Source organism: Micromonospora sp. NPDC049139 (assembly GCF_055586845.1).
Window position 1 is genome coordinate 145,983 of the sequence record NZ_JBVJHK010000002.1, and the last position, 17,346, is coordinate 163,328.

General features: G+C 72.8%; 9 protein-coding genes and 1 pseudogene. 3 read left to right on the forward strand and 7 right to left on the reverse strand.

The window, feature by feature from the left end:
- Positions 1-47: 47 nt before the first annotated feature.
- Positions 48-5,099 (reverse strand): NAD-glutamate dehydrogenase, encoded by a 5,052-nt coding sequence (locus ACZ6Q9_RS04260; protein ID WP_396827722.1) that lies wholly within the window; start codon positions 5,097-5,099, stop codon positions 48-50.
- Between the two features lie 286 nt (positions 5,100-5,385).
- On the opposite strand from ACZ6Q9_RS04260, the gene ACZ6Q9_RS04265 reads away from it, so the two are divergent.
- Complete coding sequence (locus tag ACZ6Q9_RS04265; protein ID WP_396827724.1) at positions 5,386-7,350, forward strand: penicillin-binding transpeptidase domain-containing protein; 1,965 nt, start codon at positions 5,386-5,388, stop codon at positions 7,348-7,350.
- 646 nt (positions 7,351-7,996) lie between these two features.
- On the opposite strand, the pseudogene ACZ6Q9_RS04270 reads toward ACZ6Q9_RS04265, so the two are convergent.
- From ACZ6Q9_RS04270 to ACZ6Q9_RS04295, 6 genes and pseudogenes are all read right to left on the reverse strand, one after another.
- A pseudogene (locus ACZ6Q9_RS04270) lies at positions 7,997-9,250 on the reverse strand (arginase family protein); the annotation flags it as partial.
- A 66-nt stretch (positions 9,251-9,316) separates the two neighbouring features.
- A complete protein-coding gene (locus tag ACZ6Q9_RS04275; RefSeq protein WP_393260951.1) occupies positions 9,317-10,234 on the reverse strand; it encodes a tetratricopeptide repeat protein in 918 nt (305 codons plus the stop codon).
- Positions 10,235-10,425: 191 nt separating this feature from the next.
- Positions 10,426-12,114 (reverse strand): acyl-CoA mutase large subunit family protein, encoded by a 1,689-nt coding sequence (locus ACZ6Q9_RS04280; protein ID WP_393260954.1) that lies wholly within the window; start codon positions 12,112-12,114, stop codon positions 10,426-10,428.
- A gap of 109 nt (positions 12,115-12,223) precedes the next feature.
- Positions 12,224-12,637 (reverse strand): Asp23/Gls24 family envelope stress response protein, encoded by a 414-nt coding sequence (locus ACZ6Q9_RS04285; protein WP_357699960.1) that lies wholly within the window; start codon positions 12,635-12,637, stop codon positions 12,224-12,226.
- Between the two features lie 84 nt (positions 12,638-12,721).
- Positions 12,722-13,657, reverse strand: a complete 936-nt coding sequence (gene meaB, locus ACZ6Q9_RS04290; RefSeq protein WP_393261655.1) for a methylmalonyl Co-A mutase-associated GTPase MeaB — start codon at positions 13,655-13,657, stop codon at positions 12,722-12,724.
- Positions 13,658-13,893: 236 nt separating this feature from the next.
- Positions 13,894-15,093, reverse strand: coding sequence for an acetyl-CoA C-acetyltransferase (locus tag ACZ6Q9_RS04295; RefSeq protein ID WP_393260956.1), 1,200 nt, complete (start codon positions 15,091-15,093; stop codon positions 13,894-13,896).
- 62 nt (positions 15,094-15,155) lie between these two features.
- On the opposite strand from ACZ6Q9_RS04295, the gene mce reads away from it, so the two are divergent.
- Together mce and ccrA are read left to right on the forward strand one after the other, a co-directional pair.
- A complete protein-coding gene (gene mce / locus ACZ6Q9_RS04300; protein ID WP_393260958.1) occupies positions 15,156-15,626 on the forward strand; it encodes a methylmalonyl-CoA epimerase in 471 nt (156 codons plus the stop codon).
- A 282-nt stretch (positions 15,627-15,908) separates the two neighbouring features.
- Entirely contained in the window at positions 15,909-17,264 is a 1,356-nt protein-coding gene (gene ccrA, locus ACZ6Q9_RS04305) for a crotonyl-CoA carboxylase/reductase (protein WP_393260961.1), read from the forward strand.
- The last annotated feature ends 82 nt before the right edge of the window (positions 17,265-17,346 follow it).

Here is a 17,346-nt window from a genome sequence, read left to right on the forward strand (position 1 = left end):
CGGCCGGTCGGGGAACCGACCGGCCGGACCGCGTGGCGTGTCCGGCGTCAGGCGGCGGCGGAGGTCCGCACCAGGGTGCGGATCTGGCGCAGCAGCACCGACAGGGCGGCGAGGTCCGCCCGGGACTCGTCGAACTCCCCCATCGCCCGCTCGGCCCGGTGGATCGACGTGGCGTTCGACTGCTCCCATTCCTGCACCCGCTCCTGCGGCGGCAGGGTGCCGGGGGTGGAGTCGAGCACCTCGGCGGTCAGCGCGGCCAGCGCGGCGTACAGGTCGTAACGCAGCGCCATCCGGGCGAGCGTCTGCCAACGGTCCTCCCGCGGCAGCAGGGAGATCTTCGACAGCAGCGAGTCGACCCGGAAGCGGTCGGAGAGCACGAAGTAGACCGAGGCCACCTCGCCGACGTCGCGCCCGCTGCTCGCCGCCGTCTCCACCACGTCGAGCAGGCCGAAGCTGTACATCAGCCGGGTCGTCTGCTCGGCCAGGTCGCGCGGCAGCCCTCGCTCGGTCAGCGAGTCGATGTGGGCCGCCAGCGACTCCCGCTCGCTGCCGTAGAAGCGCTCCTCGAGGTCGGGCAGGAGCCGGGCCACGCCGTCGCGCAACCGGGCGATCTCCGCCGGCACGTCGATCGGCGAGCGGCGGTTGGTCACCAGCCACCGCACCGCCCGGTCCAGCAGCCGCCGGGTGTCCAGGTAGACGCTCGTCTGCAGCTCCGGGTCGACCTTGTTGTCCAGGGCCTCCACGGCGTCCCACAGCTCGCGCAGCCCGAACACCTCGCGGACCACCACGTACGCCCGGATCACGTCCGCCGCCGAGGCGGCCGTCTCCTCGACCACCCGGAAGACGAACGTGATGCCGCCCCGGTTGATCGCCTCGTTGACCAGGACGGTGGTCACGATGTCCCGGCGCAGCCGGTGCTGGCCCATCCGGTCGGCGAACCGCTCGCGCATCGGCGTCGGGAAGTAGTTGACCAGGACCTCGGTCGTCCACTCCTCGTCCGCGAGCCCCTCGGCGAGGATCTCGGTCTCCAGGACGATCTTGACGTACGCCAGCAGCACCGCGAACTCCGGCGCGGTCAGCCCGGACTCGGTCCGCACCGCCAGCTCGTCGTCCGGCGGCAGCGCCTCCAGGGACCGGTCCAGCGCCCCGGAACGCTCCAGCTCGGTGATCATCCGCCGGTGCACCGGCAGCAGCGAGGCGGCCTGCGCCTGCGCGTTGTTGATCGCCCGGGCCTGGTCGTAGTTGTCCCGCAGCACCAGCTCGGCGACCTCGTCGGTCATGTCGGCGAGCAGCTCGTCCCGCTCGGGGAGGGTCAGCGCGCCGTCGGCGACCGCCGTGTTCAGCAGGATCTTGATGTTCACCTCGTGGTCGGAGCAGTCCACCCCGGCCGCGTTGTCGATGAAGTCCGTGTAGATCCGGCCGCCGGTCTGGGCGTACTCGATCCGGCCGAGCTGGGTCCAGCCCAGGTTGCCGCCCTCGCCGGCCACCCGGCAGCGCAGGTTCCGGCCGTCCACCCGGATCGCGTCGTTGGACTTGTCGCCCACCTCCGCGTTGGTCTGGCTAGAGGCCTTCACGTACGTGCCGATGCCGCCGTTCCAGAACAGGTCGACCGGCGCGGTCAGGATCGCCTTCATCAGCTCCTGCGGCGAGAGCTGCTCCACCTCGGCGTCCAGGCCGAGCCGCTCGCGGACCTGCGGCGAGATCGGCACCGACTTGGCGGTACGCGGGTAAACACCGCCGCCGGCCGAGATCAGCTCCCGGTTGTAGTCCTCCCACGACGAGCGGGGCAGCTCGAACAACCGCTTCCGCTCGGCGTACGAGGTGGCGGCGTCCGGGTCCGGGTCGAGGAAGATGTGCCGGTGGTCGAACGCGGCCACCAGCCGGATGTGCTCCGACAACAGCATCCCGTTGCCGAACACGTCGCCGGACATGTCGCCCACGCCCACGACGGTGAAGTCCTGGGTCTGGGTGTCGTGGCCCATCTCGCGGAAGTGCCGCTTCACCGACTCCCAGGCGCCCCGGGCGGTGATGCCCATCTTCTTGTGGTCGTACCCGGCGGAGCCGCCGGAGGCGAACGCGTCGCCGAGCCAGAAGTTGTGCGCCGTGGAGATCTCGTTGGCGATGTCCGAGAACGTCGCCGTGCCCTTGTCCGCCGCGACCACCATGTACGGGTCGTCGCCGTCGTGCCGGACCACGTCCTCCGGTGGCACGATCTCGCCGCTGACGATGTTGTCCGCGACGTCCAGCAGCGCCGAGATGAACTCCTTGTAGCAGACGACCGCCTCGTCGCGGTCCCCCGGCTTCTGCTTGAGCACGAAGCCGCCCTTCGCGCCGACCGGCACGATCACGGCGTTCTTCACCATCTGCGCCTTGACCAGGCCGAGCACCTCGGTGCGGAAGTCCTCCCGGCGGTCGGACCAGCGCAGCCCGCCCCGGGCCACCGGCCCGAACCGCAGGTGCACGCCCTCGAAGCGCGGCGAGTACACGAAGACCTCGAACTTCGGCCGGGGCGCCGGCAGGTCCGGAATCGCCTGCGGGTCCAGCTTGAACGCCACGTACGACTTCGGCCGCCCGTCCTCGCGCTTCTGGTAGAAGCTGGTGCGCAGGGTGGCCTGGATCAGCGTCAGGTAGGCCCGCAGGATCCGGTCCTGGTCGAGGCTGACGACGTCGTCCAGCGCGCCCCGGATCTCCGCGACCAGCTTCTCGCTGCGCCGCTCCCGCTCCTCGTGACCCGTCGCGCCCGGCGCGAACCGGACCTCGAAGAGCTCCACCAGCAGCGCGACGATCCTCGGGTACGCGATGAAGGTCGACTCCATGTACTCCTGCGAGAAGACCGCGCCGGTCTGGCGCAGGTACTTCGCGTACGCCCGCAGCACCACCACCTGCCGCCAGGTGAGGCCGCTACGCAGCACCAGCTCGTTGAAGCCGTCGACCTCGGCCTCGCCCCGCCACGCCGCCGCGAAGGCGTTCTCCACGTGCGGGCGCACCTCGGCCAGCTCCTGGTGCCCCTCCGGCAGCCGCAGCCCGAAGTCGTAGAGGTAGACGCGGCCGTCGATCCGGTCCACCTCGTACGGGTGCTCGTCGACCACCCGGACGCCGAGGGAGTGCAGCACCGGCAGCACGGCGGAGAGCATCATCGGCTCGCCGTACCGGTAGACCTTGAAGCGGACGTCCATCGCCTCGTCGACGTCCGGGCCCCGCCCGCCGGCCCGCGGCGCGGCCTGCTTGCGGAACAGGTGCATCTCCAGCTGGCCGGGCTCCTCCAGCAGCTCCAGCTTGGCCAGGTCCTTCATCGCCTCGTACGGCGTGTGGCCGTCCTTGTAGCCCTCCGGGAAGGCGTCGGCGTACCGGCTGAACAGGTGCTTGGCCTGCTCGTCGCCGAGCTTGCGCTCCAACACCAGCCGGTAGTCGTCGTCCCACAGCCGGGTGGCGTCGGCCAGCTCCTCGGCGAGCAGGTCGGCGTCGATGTCGCTCGGGGGCTTGGTCGGGTCGGTCCGGACGGTGAAGTGCACCCGGGCGAGCATCGACTCGGTGACCCGGGTCGTGTAGTCGACCCCGACGCCGTGCAGCTCGCGGAGCAGGATGTCCTGCATGCGCAGCCGGTTCTGCGTCGTGAACCGGTCCCGGGGCAGGTAGATCAGGCAGGAGATGAACCGCCCGTACGCGTCCCGGCGCAGGAACACCCGCAGCTGCCGGCGACCGGCCATCCGCAGCACGCCGATCACCGCGTGGTAGAGGTCGTCGGTCTTGATCTGGAACAGCTCGTCGCGCGGGTAGGTCTCCAGGATCTGCAGCAGGTCCTTGCCGGAGTGGCTGCGCTGGCTCAGGCCGGAGCGGTCCAGCACCTCGGCCACCTTGCGGCGGACCACCGGCAGCTCGCGCACGCTGGTGCGGTACGCGGCCGTGGAGAACAGGCCCAGGAAGCGCCGCTCGCCGACCACCTCGCCGGCCTCGTTGAAGATCTTGAAGCCGATGTAGTCGAGGTAGGCGGAGCGGTGCACGGTCGCCCGCGAGTTCGCCTTGGTGATGATCAGCAGGCGCTTCTCGGTGACCTTGTCGTGCGCCTCCGGCGTCATCGACGACAGCGGCCGGGCCTCCGGGGAGTCCTGGCGCAGGATGCCCAGCCCGGTGCCGAGCACGGCCTCCAGCGCCTGCCCCCCGTCGCCGGCGTCGGCCAGGCGGTACTCCCGGTAGCCGAGGAACGTGAAATGGTCGTGGGCGAGCCAGCGGAGCAACTCCACCGAGTCGGTGATGTCCTTCTCCGGCACCGGCGGCCGGTTGTCCGACGTGCGTGCGGTGGCCAGCTCGTCGGCGAGGGCGAGCGCCCGCTGGCGCATCTTCGGCCAGTCCTCGACCGCCTCCCGCACGTCGGTCAGCACGCGCTGGAGCTCGCGGCGCAGCTTCTCCCGTTCGGCGGCGTCCCGGACCGGGTCGATCTCGACGTGCATCCAGCTCTCGACCAGGTCGCCGGCGATCGCGTCGTCGGGCTCGACGTCGGCGGAGACCTCGATCAGCCGGCCCAGCGGCTCGCGCCGCACCACCACCAGCGGGTGCACCAGCAGGTGCACGTCCAGGTGGCGCGCGTTGAGCAGGGCGGTCACCGAGTCGACCAGGAAGGGCATGTCGTCGGTCACGATCTCGATGACCGTGTGGTGCTGGTCGGCGTCGGGCTCGTGGATGCGGAGCTTCAACTCGCCCGGCACCCGCTGCTGGGCCAGGTCCCGGTGCGCGCGCGCCGCGTCGAGCATCTCCTCGGCGGTGAAGCCGATCAGCTCCTCGTCCGGCGCGAACCGCCAGAAGCGGCTGACCAGGGTCGCCACGTCGTGGTCGTCGCCGGCGAGCGCCACGGCCTGGGCCACCAGGCGCTCCGCGTTGGGTACCGGCTCGTCGAGCTCGTTGTCCTCCACGTCGTCGGCCAGCGCGTCAGCGGGCAGGCCCAGGTCGTAGATGGTGTCGATACTCGTACCGGTCATCCCGGTCACCCCTGTGTCGGGCCGGTCGAAGCCGTCCCCGTCGGTTGCCGAATCGAAGCTGTCGTCCCGGCTGGTGTCATCCTGCCGGAGGTCGGGTCCCGGTTTGATCGCCGGACGCCGGTCCATCGGTGCCACTCCCCTCGACCCACCGCGTTGTGGGTCACTCTGCCGCCCAGCCTAGGCCTGCCGTTCCGCGCCTTCGTCGGCGGACCACGGTGCGGACGTCCGGTTCCGGACTCTGTCCTTTCACCCGTTGCGGATACGAGGTTGGCCGGTCGGGGGTTACCCCGCCACCGGTTGTTCATCACCCCGTCGCAGGCCCGTCTTTGCGCACGTCGCAGCCGCCTCGGGACGATACGGACGGCGCGGCCGTACTAGCGTGACGGCAGTTCCGAGATCGGAGGACTGCTCCATGCACCCCTCGTACCCCAGCCGTCACCCTCGCAACCGGCTCCGCCCGTCGCTCGCGCTGCTCGCCGTGACCGCGCTCGCGGCCGGCGCGCTCACCGCCTGCTCGGACAACGACGGGCCGGAGCGCAGCGTCGACGCGTTCCTGGCCGGCTGGCGTTCCGGCGACCTCCAGGCCGTCGGGTTCGTGGACCCGGCGGGCGCGAAGGTGCCGGCCGCCGACGTGTCCCGCGAGATCAAGGAGCTCTCCGGCGAGCTGGCGGCCACGCCGCCGGCGCTGACCCGCCAGGGCGACGCGAAGATCACCGCGGACGTCGCGACGGCGGTGGTCACAGTCGAGTGGAGCCTCCCGGGTCAGACCCGCTGGGCGTACGACCGGCAGGTGCGGCTCAGCCGCGGCGGCGACGACGAGTGGCGGGTGATCTGGGAGCCGCAGCTGGTGCAGGAGCAGCTCAGCCGGGGCGACCGGCTCGGGCTGCGTCGGGACTCCGGCCCCCGGGCCGCGGTGCTCGACGCCGCCGGCCAGCCGATCGTGGCGCCCCGGCCCGTGGTGCGGGTGGGGCTGCAACCGAGCGAGGTCACCGACGTGGCGGGCCTGACCCGGAAGCTGGACGCGGCCTTCCGGGCGATCCGGCCGGCGATCACCCCGCCGGTGGACCTCTCCGGCCTGCCCAAGCGGCTCGCCGACGCCGACCCGGGCGCGTTCGTCGAGGTGGTCACCCTGCGGGAGGAGGCGTACCGGCAGATCAAGGCCCGCATCTACGACCTGCCGGGCACCAAGTTCCGCAGCGACAAGCTCGACCTCGCGCCCACCCGCGAGTTCGCCCGGGCGGTGCTCGGCTCGGTCGACCCGGCCCAGGCCGACGACCTCGCGAAGCACCCCGACCGGTACGCGGCCGGCGACCTGGTCGGCCACGGCGGCCTCCAGGGCCGCTACGACGAACGGCTGCGCGGCGCGCCCGGGCTGACCGTGATCACCGAGCGCCCCGGCCCGGACGGCACGCTGGTCCCCACCGGCACCGAGGTGTTCCGCCGCGAGCCGCAGCCGGGGCAGCCGCTGAAGACCACGCTCGACGTGGCCACCCAGAACGCGGCCGACGCCGCCCTGCGCGCCGAGAAGCGCCGGGCGGCGCTGGTGGCGGTGCGGATCAGCGACGGTGCCGTGCTCGCCGCCGCCAACGGTCCCGGCGCGGCCGGGGAAAACCTGGCCTTCACCGCCCAGGTCCCGCCGGGCTCCACCTTCAAGATGGTCAGCGCGCTCGGCCTGCTCGACCTCGGCGCGGTTACGCCGGACACGACGGTGGCCTGCCCGAAGACGTTCACGGTGGACGGCCGGCCGTTCAAGAACTCCGACAACTTCGAGCTGGGGGCGGTGCCGTTCCGCACCGACTTCGCCAAGTCCTGCAACACGGCGTTCGCGGCGCTGGCGCCGAAGCTCGGCCCCGACGGGCTGGCCGTCGCCGGCCGGTCGCTCGGGCTGGAGGGGCAGTGGGACGTCGGCCTCGACGCCTTCACCGGCAAGGTCTCCGCGAACGGCGGCGCGACCGAGCAGGCCGCCGCCGCGATCGGACAGGGCACCACGGTCGTCAGCCCGCTGGCCATGGCGTCCGCCACCGCGGCGGTCGCCCGGGGGCGCTTCGAACAGCCGAAACTCGTGCTTGACCCGGCCCCGGCGCAGCCCGCCGCCCCCGGCCCGCAGCTCAAGCCGGAGTCGGTCGAGGCCGTCAAGGAGATGATGCGCGAGGTGGTGACGGCGGGCTCCGGCACCGCGCTGAAGGACGTGCCGGGCGCGCCGGTGCACGGCAAGACCGGCACCGCCGAGTACGACAACAACCCGGCGCACACGCACGCCTGGTTCGTCGGCTGGCAGGGCGACGTCGCGTTCGCGGTCTTCGTCGAGCAGGGCGGCGCCAGCACCGCCACCGCCGTCCCCGCCGCCGAGCGTTTCCTGCGCGCCCTGGCCCGCTGACGCGCCCCGCGCGCGCCAGCCCCACCACGGGTCGCACCCGACCGGGCCGGGTGACGCGGACCGGGCCGGGTGACGCGGACCGCGGCGCCGCCCGCCGGCTCGACGCTGTCGAGCTGCCCCCACAGACGGGGCAGCCACGGACACGGTCCGGGACCGACACCGACCAGCTCCGGCAGGCACCACGGGTGGAACCTCATGGACGTCAAACGTCGACGGTGACAGCCATGAGGTTCCACCGGCACTCCCGAGCCAGCCCGGGCCGGGCGAAGCTGGGCACGCAGACGTGCAGCTCGGCTGCCCAGCACCAGCGCACGCGGCCTGGGCAAGCCGCCGGGTGCCAGAGGCCGACGCCGCCGGGGGCCGGACGCACGACCGGGCCGCCCGGGATCGACCGAGCCGGATGAGTCGGATGAGTCGGACGAACCGATCGGACCGGCCCTGTCGGAGACCCCGACGGCCGTCAGGCGATGCCGGCGGTGGACGGCGAGGTGCCGTCGTCGGTCGCGGGCGACGAATCCTCCGGGCCCAGGCCCGCGAGCGGCGCCCGGCGCAACAGGCCAGGCCCGGCGGAGGCGGGCGGACCGACCGGTTCCGGCGCGGCCAGGCCGGGACCCAGACCGGGACCGGGACCGGTGCCGTCGGCCACCGGGGCGACCGCCCCGACCGCATCGACCGGACCGACCGCAGCAATCGGGCCGACCGGGCCGAGAAGAGCCGGCGGAGCGTCCTCGACGCCGCCGCCCGGGTCACGGTCGTCATCGTCGTCCTCGGGGGCGGGGACGGCGGCAGCAGCGGGAACGGGCGAGGGCATGGTCGGGGGCTCGGGACGGCCGTTGCCCCGCCGGGCCGAGGGTACCGACAAGGCGCGGACCGACGAGTTGCCGGCCGGCGAGGCACCTACCGAGGAGCTGCCGGCCGACGAGGCGCGGACCGTGGGGGCGGTAGCCGCCGACGAGTCCGGCAGCAGCCGGGGCGGCAACGCGCCCGGGGCGGAGACGGGGCGCAGCCCGGCCACCACGGTGTTGACGATCTCGGCCGCGTACGCGCCGTCCGGGTCGTAGTCGGGGTCGAAGACGGTCAGCTCGACGCCGAGGCAGTGCGGGGTGTCGACCAGCCCGGCGAGCAGGATCTCCAGCTCGGCGAAGGCGATGCCACCCGGGTCGGGGGCGTCCACGGCCGGCATCACCGCCGGGTCCAGCACGTCCACGTCGATGTGCACCCAGTAGCCGGCGCAGTCGGCGAGCTGCTCGTGCGCCCACTGGGCGGTACGTGCCGCGCCCTCGGCGCGCAGCGCCGGCACCGGACGGGTGGTGATCCCGGCGGCCTGGAGGTCCAGGCGGTACTCGTCCTGCGCGCGGATGCCGAGCACCACCACGTCGATGTCCCGGAAGTACGGCCGGCGCCCCTCGATGGCGGCCAGGTCGGCCTGCCCTCGCCCGGTGACCAGGGCGAGGTCCTCCCCCGCCGCCGCGCCCACGTAGGAGGCGTTGCCGGGGTGCCGGAAGTCGGAGTGGCCGTCGACGAAGACCAGCCCGATGCGGCCGCCGACCGCCTCGCCGAGCCGGTGCATGGCCAGCGCCGAGCCGAGCAGGACCGAGCAGTCGCCCCCGAGGACCAGCGGGAACTCCCCGCGGTCGATGATGGCGCCGATCCGCTCGGCGAGCGCCGCCGAGTAGTCGGCGATCTCCCGGGCGTGGCAGACCCCGTCGCCGGGTCGCCAGTCGCCGGGGTCGTAGCGGGGCGGGGTGAGGCAGCCGGCGTCCCGGGCCCGCAGCCGGGCGAGCAGCCCCTGGTCGCGCAGCGCGCCCGGGGCCTTGGCGCAGCCCGGCACCGAGGTGGGCGTGGGTGGGCGCAGGCCGAGGTTGCTGGGCGCGTCGAGGACGGCGATCCGGCGCATCATGGGCTCCCGTCCTCAGGTGTCGGGCGGGCCGGCCGGAACGCCGGCCCGCGCTGGCGTGCTACGTGCTCAGAACAGGGCGCTGGCCAACGCCCGGCGGGCCGAGGCGACCGCCGGGTCCTCCGGCCCGGCGACCGCGAAGAGGCCGACCAGGTGCTGGCGTACCTTCTCGCGGTCGTCGCCGGCGGTGCGGCGGACCAGGCCCACCAGGCGGGCGTACGCCGCCTCGGCCTGACCGCTGAGCACCTCGATGTCGGCGGCCAGGAGTTGGGCCTCGACGTCGTCGGGGTTGGCCTGGGCGGCGGCGATCGCCGCGCCGGGGTCTGCCCCCGCCACCCGGCGGGCCAGCCCGACCTGGGCGAGGCCCGCCTCCGCCGCGGCGTCCGCCGGGGACTCGGCGAGGATCTTCTTGTACGCGCGCTCGGCCGCGTCCAGGTCGCCGCTCATCAGGGCGTCGTCGGCCTCGTCGAGGCGCGGGTCCTCCGGCTCGGCGACGGTCACGCCACCGGCCTTGAGCACCGCCTGGATCCACTGCCGCAGCTGCGCCTCGGGCACCACGCCCGAGAAGGCGTCGATCGGCTGGCCGCCGACCACCGCGTAGACCATCGGGATGCCCTGCACCCGGAACATCTGGGCGATCCGCGGGTTGGCGTCCACGTCGACCTTGGCGAGCACCCAGGCGCCGCCGCCCTCCGCGGCCAACCGCTCCAGCACCGGCGAGAGCTGCTTGCACGGCTCGCACCACTCGGCCCAGAAGTCCACGATCACCGGTGTGGTGAGCGAGCGTTCGAGAACCTCAGACTGGAATGTCGCCTCGCTGACGTCGATGACGCTGACGCCGCCGCCGGCGGTGCCGGGCAGGCCGCCAGAGGGGCCGGGCTGGGCGGGGGCGGTGGGGCGGGCGGGGGCCGGTGCGGGGGTGCGCAGCGCGCTGAGGTCGACCGCGCCGCGGGTGAAGATCGACGAGGTGATCCGTGGGTCGCTCATGGTTACCTAGTCTCGCACGCGACCCGCCGAACTCAGATCAACCGCGACGGCGACAGTTGCAACTGTCACGCCTGCTCCCGCCCACCCACCCAGCCCTCCGCGATCTTGCGCTTTCGGCCCCCGATACACGGCCTATGCGGCTTTTGCCAGGGCGGAAAGTGCAAGATCGCGGAGGGGTAAGGGGGTGGGGGTCAGAAGCGGGCGGGTTCGCGGTAGACGCCCCACTCGGCGCGGAGGGCGTCGCAGATCTCGCCGAGGGTGGCCTCGGCGCGGACGGCGTCCAGCATGGCCGGGATCATGTTCCCGTCGGTCCGGCCGACCGCGACCATCCGCTCGATGGCCGCCTTGACGGCCGAGTCGTCCCGGCCGGCCTTGCGCTCGGCCAGCACCCGGCGCTGCTCCAGTTCCACCTCGTGCGAGATGCGCAGGATCTCCAGGTCCTTGGCGACCGTGCCGGTGTGGCAGTTGACGCCGACGATCTTCTTGTCGCCCTTCTCCAGCGCCTGCTGGTAGACGAAGGCCGACTCGGCGATGTGGCCGGTGAACCAGCCGTCCTCGATGCCGCGCAGGATGCCGGAGGTCATCGGGCCGATCTGGTGCGGGCCCTCCCCGCCGAGCTGCCGGATCCGGGCGAAGATCGCCTCCGCCTCGGCCTCGATCTTGTCGGTGAGCGCCTCCACGTACCACGACCCGCCGAGCGGGTCGGCCACGTTGGTCACCCCGGTCTCCTCCATCAGCACCTGCTGCGTACGCAGGGCGATCTCGGCGGACTCGTCGGTGGGCAGCGCGAGGGTCTCGTCCAGCGCGTTGGTGTGCAGGGAGTTGGTCCCGCCGAGCACCGCGGCGAGCGCCTCGACGGCCGTCCGTACGACGTTGTTGACCGGCTGCTGGGCGGTCAGCGACACCCCGGCGGTCTGGGTGTGGAACCGTAGCCAGAGCGCCTTCTCGCTGGTCGCGCCGTAGACGTCGCGCAGCCAGCGGGCCCAGATCCGGCGGGCGGCCCGGAACTTGGCGATCTCCTCGAAGAAGTCGACGTGCGAGTCGAAGAAGAAGCTCAGGCCCGGGGCGAAGACGTTGACGTCCAGCCCGCGCGAGAGCCCCAGCTCGACGTAGCCGAACCCGTCGGCGAGCGTGTACGCCAACTCCTGCGCGGCCGTCGCACCGGCCTCCCGGATGTGGTAGCCGGAGACCGAGAGCGGCTTGTAGCGCGGGATCTCCCGGGCGCAGTACTCCATCAGGTCGCCGATCAGGCGCAGGTGCGGCTCCGGGTCGAAGAGCCACTCCTTCTGCGCGATGTACTCCTTGAAGATGTCGGTCTGGAGCGTGCCGTCCAGCCGGGACAGGTCGGCGCCCTGCCGCTCGGCGGCCACCAGGTACATGCAGAACACGGGCACGGCCGGCCCGGAGATGGTCATCGAGGTGGTCACGCCGGCCAGGTCGATGCCGTCGAAGAGCGTCTCCATGTCGGCGGCGCTGTCCACCGCGACGCCGCAGTGGCCCACCTCGCCGAGCGACTGCGGGTCGTCCGAGTCCCGGCCCATGAGGGTGGGCATGTCGAAGGCGACCGAGAGGCCGCCGCCGCCCGCGCCGAGGATCATCTTGTAGCGCTCGTTGGTCTGCCGGGCGTTGCCGAAGCCGGCGAACTGCCGGATGGTCCAGGTCCGCCCGCGGTAGCCGGTCGGGTACAGGCCCCGGGTGTACGGGTACTCGCCCGGCCAGCCGATCCGCTCGAAGCCCGGGTGGGCGACGCCCTCCGGCGGCCCGTAGACCGGGTCGACGGCCATCCCGGAGAGCGTGGTGAAGTCGGCGTCCCGCTTGCGCGCGGCGTCGTAGCGGGCCTGCCAGCGTGCCCGTCCGGCTGCGATCTCGTCGGCGTTCATCCGCGGGGCTCCTCCTCGAGTCCTCGACCTGCACGTCGAGTGTAGAGCCCAGCCTGAACGATCGCTAAGGATACTCGTACCGGCTGGTAACCTGAGCTGCCCGTACCAGTCAGGCGGTCGGCGCGGCGGGCTCCCCCAGCGTCACGTCGTCGACCCGGATGTTGATCTCGTCGACCCGCAGCCCGTACGCCTCGACCGCCTCGGTCACCTTCGCCCGGACGGCGTCGGTCACCTGCGGCACCGGCCGACCCGCCTCGATCACGATGACGAGGTTGACCACGGCCGCGCCGTTCGTGACGTGGGCCGAGCAGCCCCGCCGGGCGTCGCCGACCTGGTCCAGCCCGACCTTGTCGAGCACCGCGTTGAAGAACCGGGCCACGTCGCCGCCCAGCTCGGCCACCCCGGGCACCGACCGGGTGGCGGCCACCGCGATCTTCTCCACCACCTCGTCGGAGACGTGCGTGCTCCCGCCCGCCACCGCGTCCGGCGTCACCGACAGCTCCTGGGTCGCCTCGTCGCCCATCGTCCCCCCACTCGCCGCGCACCGCCCCACGGGTCCGTGGAGCGGTGCGAGCGTACTAGGTCGGCGGGTACCGGAGGGGACGCCTCAGGAGCCGAGCTGGGCGAGCAGCTCGTCGGCCGCCGCGTACGGGTCGAGGGCACCCTCGGCCACCTTCGCGGCGAGCGCCGGCAGCTCCGTACCGTCGCGCAGGGAGCCGATCCGGGCGCGGAGCGCGCCCAGCGCGATCGCCTCGATCTCGGCGGCGGCCCGCGCCTCCTGGCGGCGGCGCAGCTCGCCGTGCTCGACCAGCCAGCCCCGGTGCTTGTCGATGGCGGCGGCGATGTCGTCGATCCCCTCGCCCCGCGCGGCGATCGCACGGACCACCTGCGGCCGCCAGTCGCCCGGGCCGCGCTCGCCCAGGGCGATCATGCCCTGGATGTCGCGGTAGGTGGCGTCGGCGCCGTCCCGGTCGGCCTTGTTGACCACGAAGACATCGGCGATCTCCAGGATGCCCGCCTTGACCGCCTGGATCGCGTCGCCCATGCCCGGGGCGAGCAGCACCAGCGTGGTGTCGGCCAGCGAGGCGACCTCCACCTCGGCCTGCCCGACGCCGACGGTCTCCACCAGCACCACGTCGCAGCCGGCGCCCTCCAACACGCGGACCGCCTGCGGCGTGGCCGCCGACAGCCCGCCGAGGTGCCCCCGGCTGGACATCGAGCGGATGTAGACGCCCGGGTCGGTCGCGTGGTCCTGCATCCGGACCCGGTCGCCGAGGATCGCCCCGCCCGTGAACGGGCTGGACGGGTCGATCGCCAGCACGCCGACCCGGTGCCCCCGGGCGCGCAGCGCCCGGACCAGCTCGTTCGTGGTGGTGGACTTGCCCACCCCGGGCGATCCGGTCAGGCCGACCACCTGGGCCTGCCCGGCGTACGGCGCGAGCGCCGCCGCGATCCGCGGCAGCGTCTCGTCGCCCGACTCGACCAGGGTGATCAGCCGGGCCACCGCGCGGGGATCCCCCGCGCGGGCCCGCTCGACCAGCATCGGCACGTCCCGGCTGCGGCGCACCGGGGGTGCGCCCGCCGCCGGCACGTCGTCGACGATCTCGCTCACTGCACTGCCTCTGTTCGCGACTGCGGGGCTCGCAAGACCGGCTCACTCCTCCCGCTCACTGTGCTGCCTCTGTTCGCGGCTGCGGGGCTCGCAAGACCGGGTCACTCCTCCCGCTCACTGCACTGCCTTCGTTTGTCGGCGGCTACCGGATCAGCGGTGCGCCGCGCTCACTGACCGCTCTCGCCGGGGGCCGGGACGTGGATGACCAGTGCGTCGCCCTGGCCGCCGCCACCGCAGAGCGCGGCCGCGCCGGTGCCGCCGCCCCGGCGCTTGAGCTCCAGGGCCAGGGTGAGCACCAGCCGGGCGCCGGACATGCCGATCGGGTGGCCCAGCGCGATCGCGCCGCCGTTGACGTTGACCTTGTCCGGGCTGATGCCGAGGTCACGGGTGGACTGGATGCCGACCTGGGCGAACGCCTCGTTGATCTCGATGAGGTCGAGGTCGGAGACGCTCAGCCCGCCCTTCTTCAGGGCGTGCTGGATGGCGTTGGACGGCTGCGAGTGCAGGGAGTTGTCCGGCCCCGCCACGTTGCCGTGCGCGCCGATCTCGGCCAGCCAGGTCAGGCCCAGCTCCTTGGCCTTGGCCTTGCTCATCACGACCACGGCGGCGGCGCCGTCGGAGATCGGCGAGGAGGTGCCGGCGGTGATCGTGCCGTCCTTGGTGAACGAGGGCCGCAGCTTGGCCAGCACCTCGACGGTGGTGTCCGGGCGGATGCCCTCGTCCTCGCTGATCACCAGCGGGTCGCCCTTGCGCTGCGGGATGACCACCGGGGTGATCTCGTCGGCGAAGTGCCCGTTCTTCTGCGCGGCGGCGGCCCGCTGGTGGCTGGCCGCGGCGAACGCGTCCTGCTCCTCGCGGCTGATGCCGTGCTTCGCGCCGAGCCGCTCGGTCGACTCGCCCATCGAGCAGCAGTCCCAGGCGTCGGTGAGCCCGTCCAGCGCCATGTGGTCCTTGACCACGACGTCGCCGTACTTGTAGCCGCCGCGCTGACCGAGCAGCAGGTGCGGGGCGTTGGTCATCGACTCCATGCCGCCGGCCACCACGATGTCGAACTCGCCGGCCCGGATGAGCTGGTCGGCCAGGGCGATCGCGTCCAGGCCGGAGAGGCAGACCTTGTTGATGGTCAGGGCCGGCACGGACATCGGGATGCCCGCCTCGACCGCCGCCTGGCGGGCCGGGATCTGCCCGGCACCGGCCTGGAGCACCTGACCCATGATCACGTACTGGACCTGCTCGGGGGCGACGCCGGCGCGCTCCAGCGCCGCCTTGATCGCCACGCCACCGAGCCTGGTCGCGGAGAGGTCCTTGAGGTTGCCCAGCAGGCGCCCCATGGGGGTCCGCGCGCCGCTGACGATCACCGAAGCCATAACCTGCCTCCGAGGGGGTGCCGACCTGTACGCCTTAACGATTGTTCGGTCAGACTAGCGCCATGGCTGAGAACTCCCCCGCCGAGACCGCTGCCGACTATGTCACAGGCATCGGCCTGCTCCGCATCGACCACGTCGGGGTCGCCGTGGCCGACCTGGACGCCGCGATCGACTTCTACCAGCGCACCTTCGGGATGCGCTGTGTGCACACCGAGACCAACGCCGAGCAGGGCGTCCGCGAGGCGATGCTGGCCGTCGGCCCGACCACCGAGGGCGGCTGCCTGCAACTGCTGGCCCCGCTGACGCCCGAGTCGACCATCGCGAAGTTCCTGGACCGCAAGGGGCCGGGCGTGCAGCAGGTGGCGTACACGGTCGCCGACATCGACGCCGCCTGTGCGGCGCTGCGCGAGCGGGGCGTGAAGCTGCTCTACGACACCCCGAAGCGCGGCACGTCGAACTCCCGGGTCAACTTCGTCCACCCGAAGGACGCCGGCGGCGTGCTCGTCGAGCTGGTCGAGCCCGCCGCGCACTGACGCCCACGACCGGCCCCCGCCGCCGGGTTGGGGGCCGGTGACCACCGGCGTCGAGCGCGGCACTGCGCGGTACGACCGCCGCCCGGACACCTCCACGCATCGGCCGATGCAGTTTTTCACAGAGGACTTCCAGCCCTAGCTACCGTTCAGTAACGTCCCGCCTCAACAGGAGCGCGGCCGTGTCGGATGTGTCGGATGCCGACATGGCGGCCGGCCGCACTCGCGCCGACGATGGCAGCACCCAGGCCCGCGTGCGCGGGTGCGGACGAACGGGAGGTCGACGTGCAGGACATCCTCGAAGCGATCATGGCGGCGGAGGGATCCGACCAACCGGAGCGGGAGCTCGGCGGCGTCGCCGGCCTGCCGGTGCCGGAGTCGTACCGGGGCGTCGTGGTGCGCGCGGACGAGGCCGGGATGTTCGACGGCCTGGCCACCCGGGACAAGGACCCGCGCAAGGCGCTGCACGTGCAGGAGGTGCCGACGCCGGAACTCGGGCCGGGCGAGGCGCTCGTCGCGGTGATGGCCAGTGCGATCAACTACAACACGGTCTGGACCAGCATCTTCGAGCCGCTGCCGACCTTCAGGTTCCTCGAGCGCTACGGCCGGCACTCCGAGCTGACCAAGCGGCACGACCTGCCGTACCACGTGGTCGGCTCGGACGCCGCCGGCGTGGTGCTGCGCACCGGGCCCGGGGTGACCCGCTGGAAGGCCGGCGACGAGGTGGTCGCGCACTGCCTGTCGGTGGAGCTGGAGGACGCGGCCGGGCACGACGACACCATGCTCGACCCGCAGCAGCGGATCTGGGGCTTCGAGACCAACTTCGGCGGCCTCGCCGAGCTGGCCGTGGTCAAGGCCAACCAGCTGATGCCCAAGCCGCGCCACCTGAGCTGGGAGGAGGCGGCCAGCCCCGGCCTGGTCAACTCGACGGCGTACCGGCAGCTCGTGTCGCACCACGGGGCGAACATGAAGCAGGGCGACGTCGTGCTGATCTGGGGCGCCTCCGGCGGCCTCGGCGGGTACGCCACCCAGATGGCGCTCAACGGCGGAGCGATCCCGGTCTGCGTGGTGTCCTCCCCGGACAAGGCGGAGCTGTGCCGCAGGATGGGCGCCGAGCTGGTGATCGACCGGGCCGCCGAGGGCTTCCGCTTCTGGAAGGACGAGGAGACCCAGGACCCGGACGAGTGGCGCCGCTTCGGCGAGCGGATCCGCGAGCTGACCGGCGGCGAGGACCCGGACATCGTCTTCGAGCACCCGGGCCGGGAGACCTTCGGCGCGAGCGTCTACGTGACCAAGCGCGGCGGCACCGTCGTCACCTGCGCCTCCACCAGCGGCTACCAGCACCAGTACGACAACCGCTACCTCTGGATGCACCTGAAGCGGATCGTCGGCAGCCACTTCGCCAACTACCGCGAGGCGTGGGAGGCGAACCGGCTGGTGGCACTCGGCAGAATCCACCCGACCGTGTCCAGGACCTACGGCCTGGAGCAGACCGGCCAGGCCGCGTACGAGGTGCACCGCAACGCGCACCAGGGCAAGGTCGGCGTCCGTTGCCTCGCCCCCTCCGACGGGCTCGGCGTGCGCGACCGCGAGCTGCGCTCCCGGCACGAGGACGCGATCAACCGGTTCCGCGGCCACTGACCACACCGACGACCATTGGGGGCGAACGACGATCGTTTTCCGCCACCGACGCGGGGCGCTCATTCGAGCGACCCGGCCATGC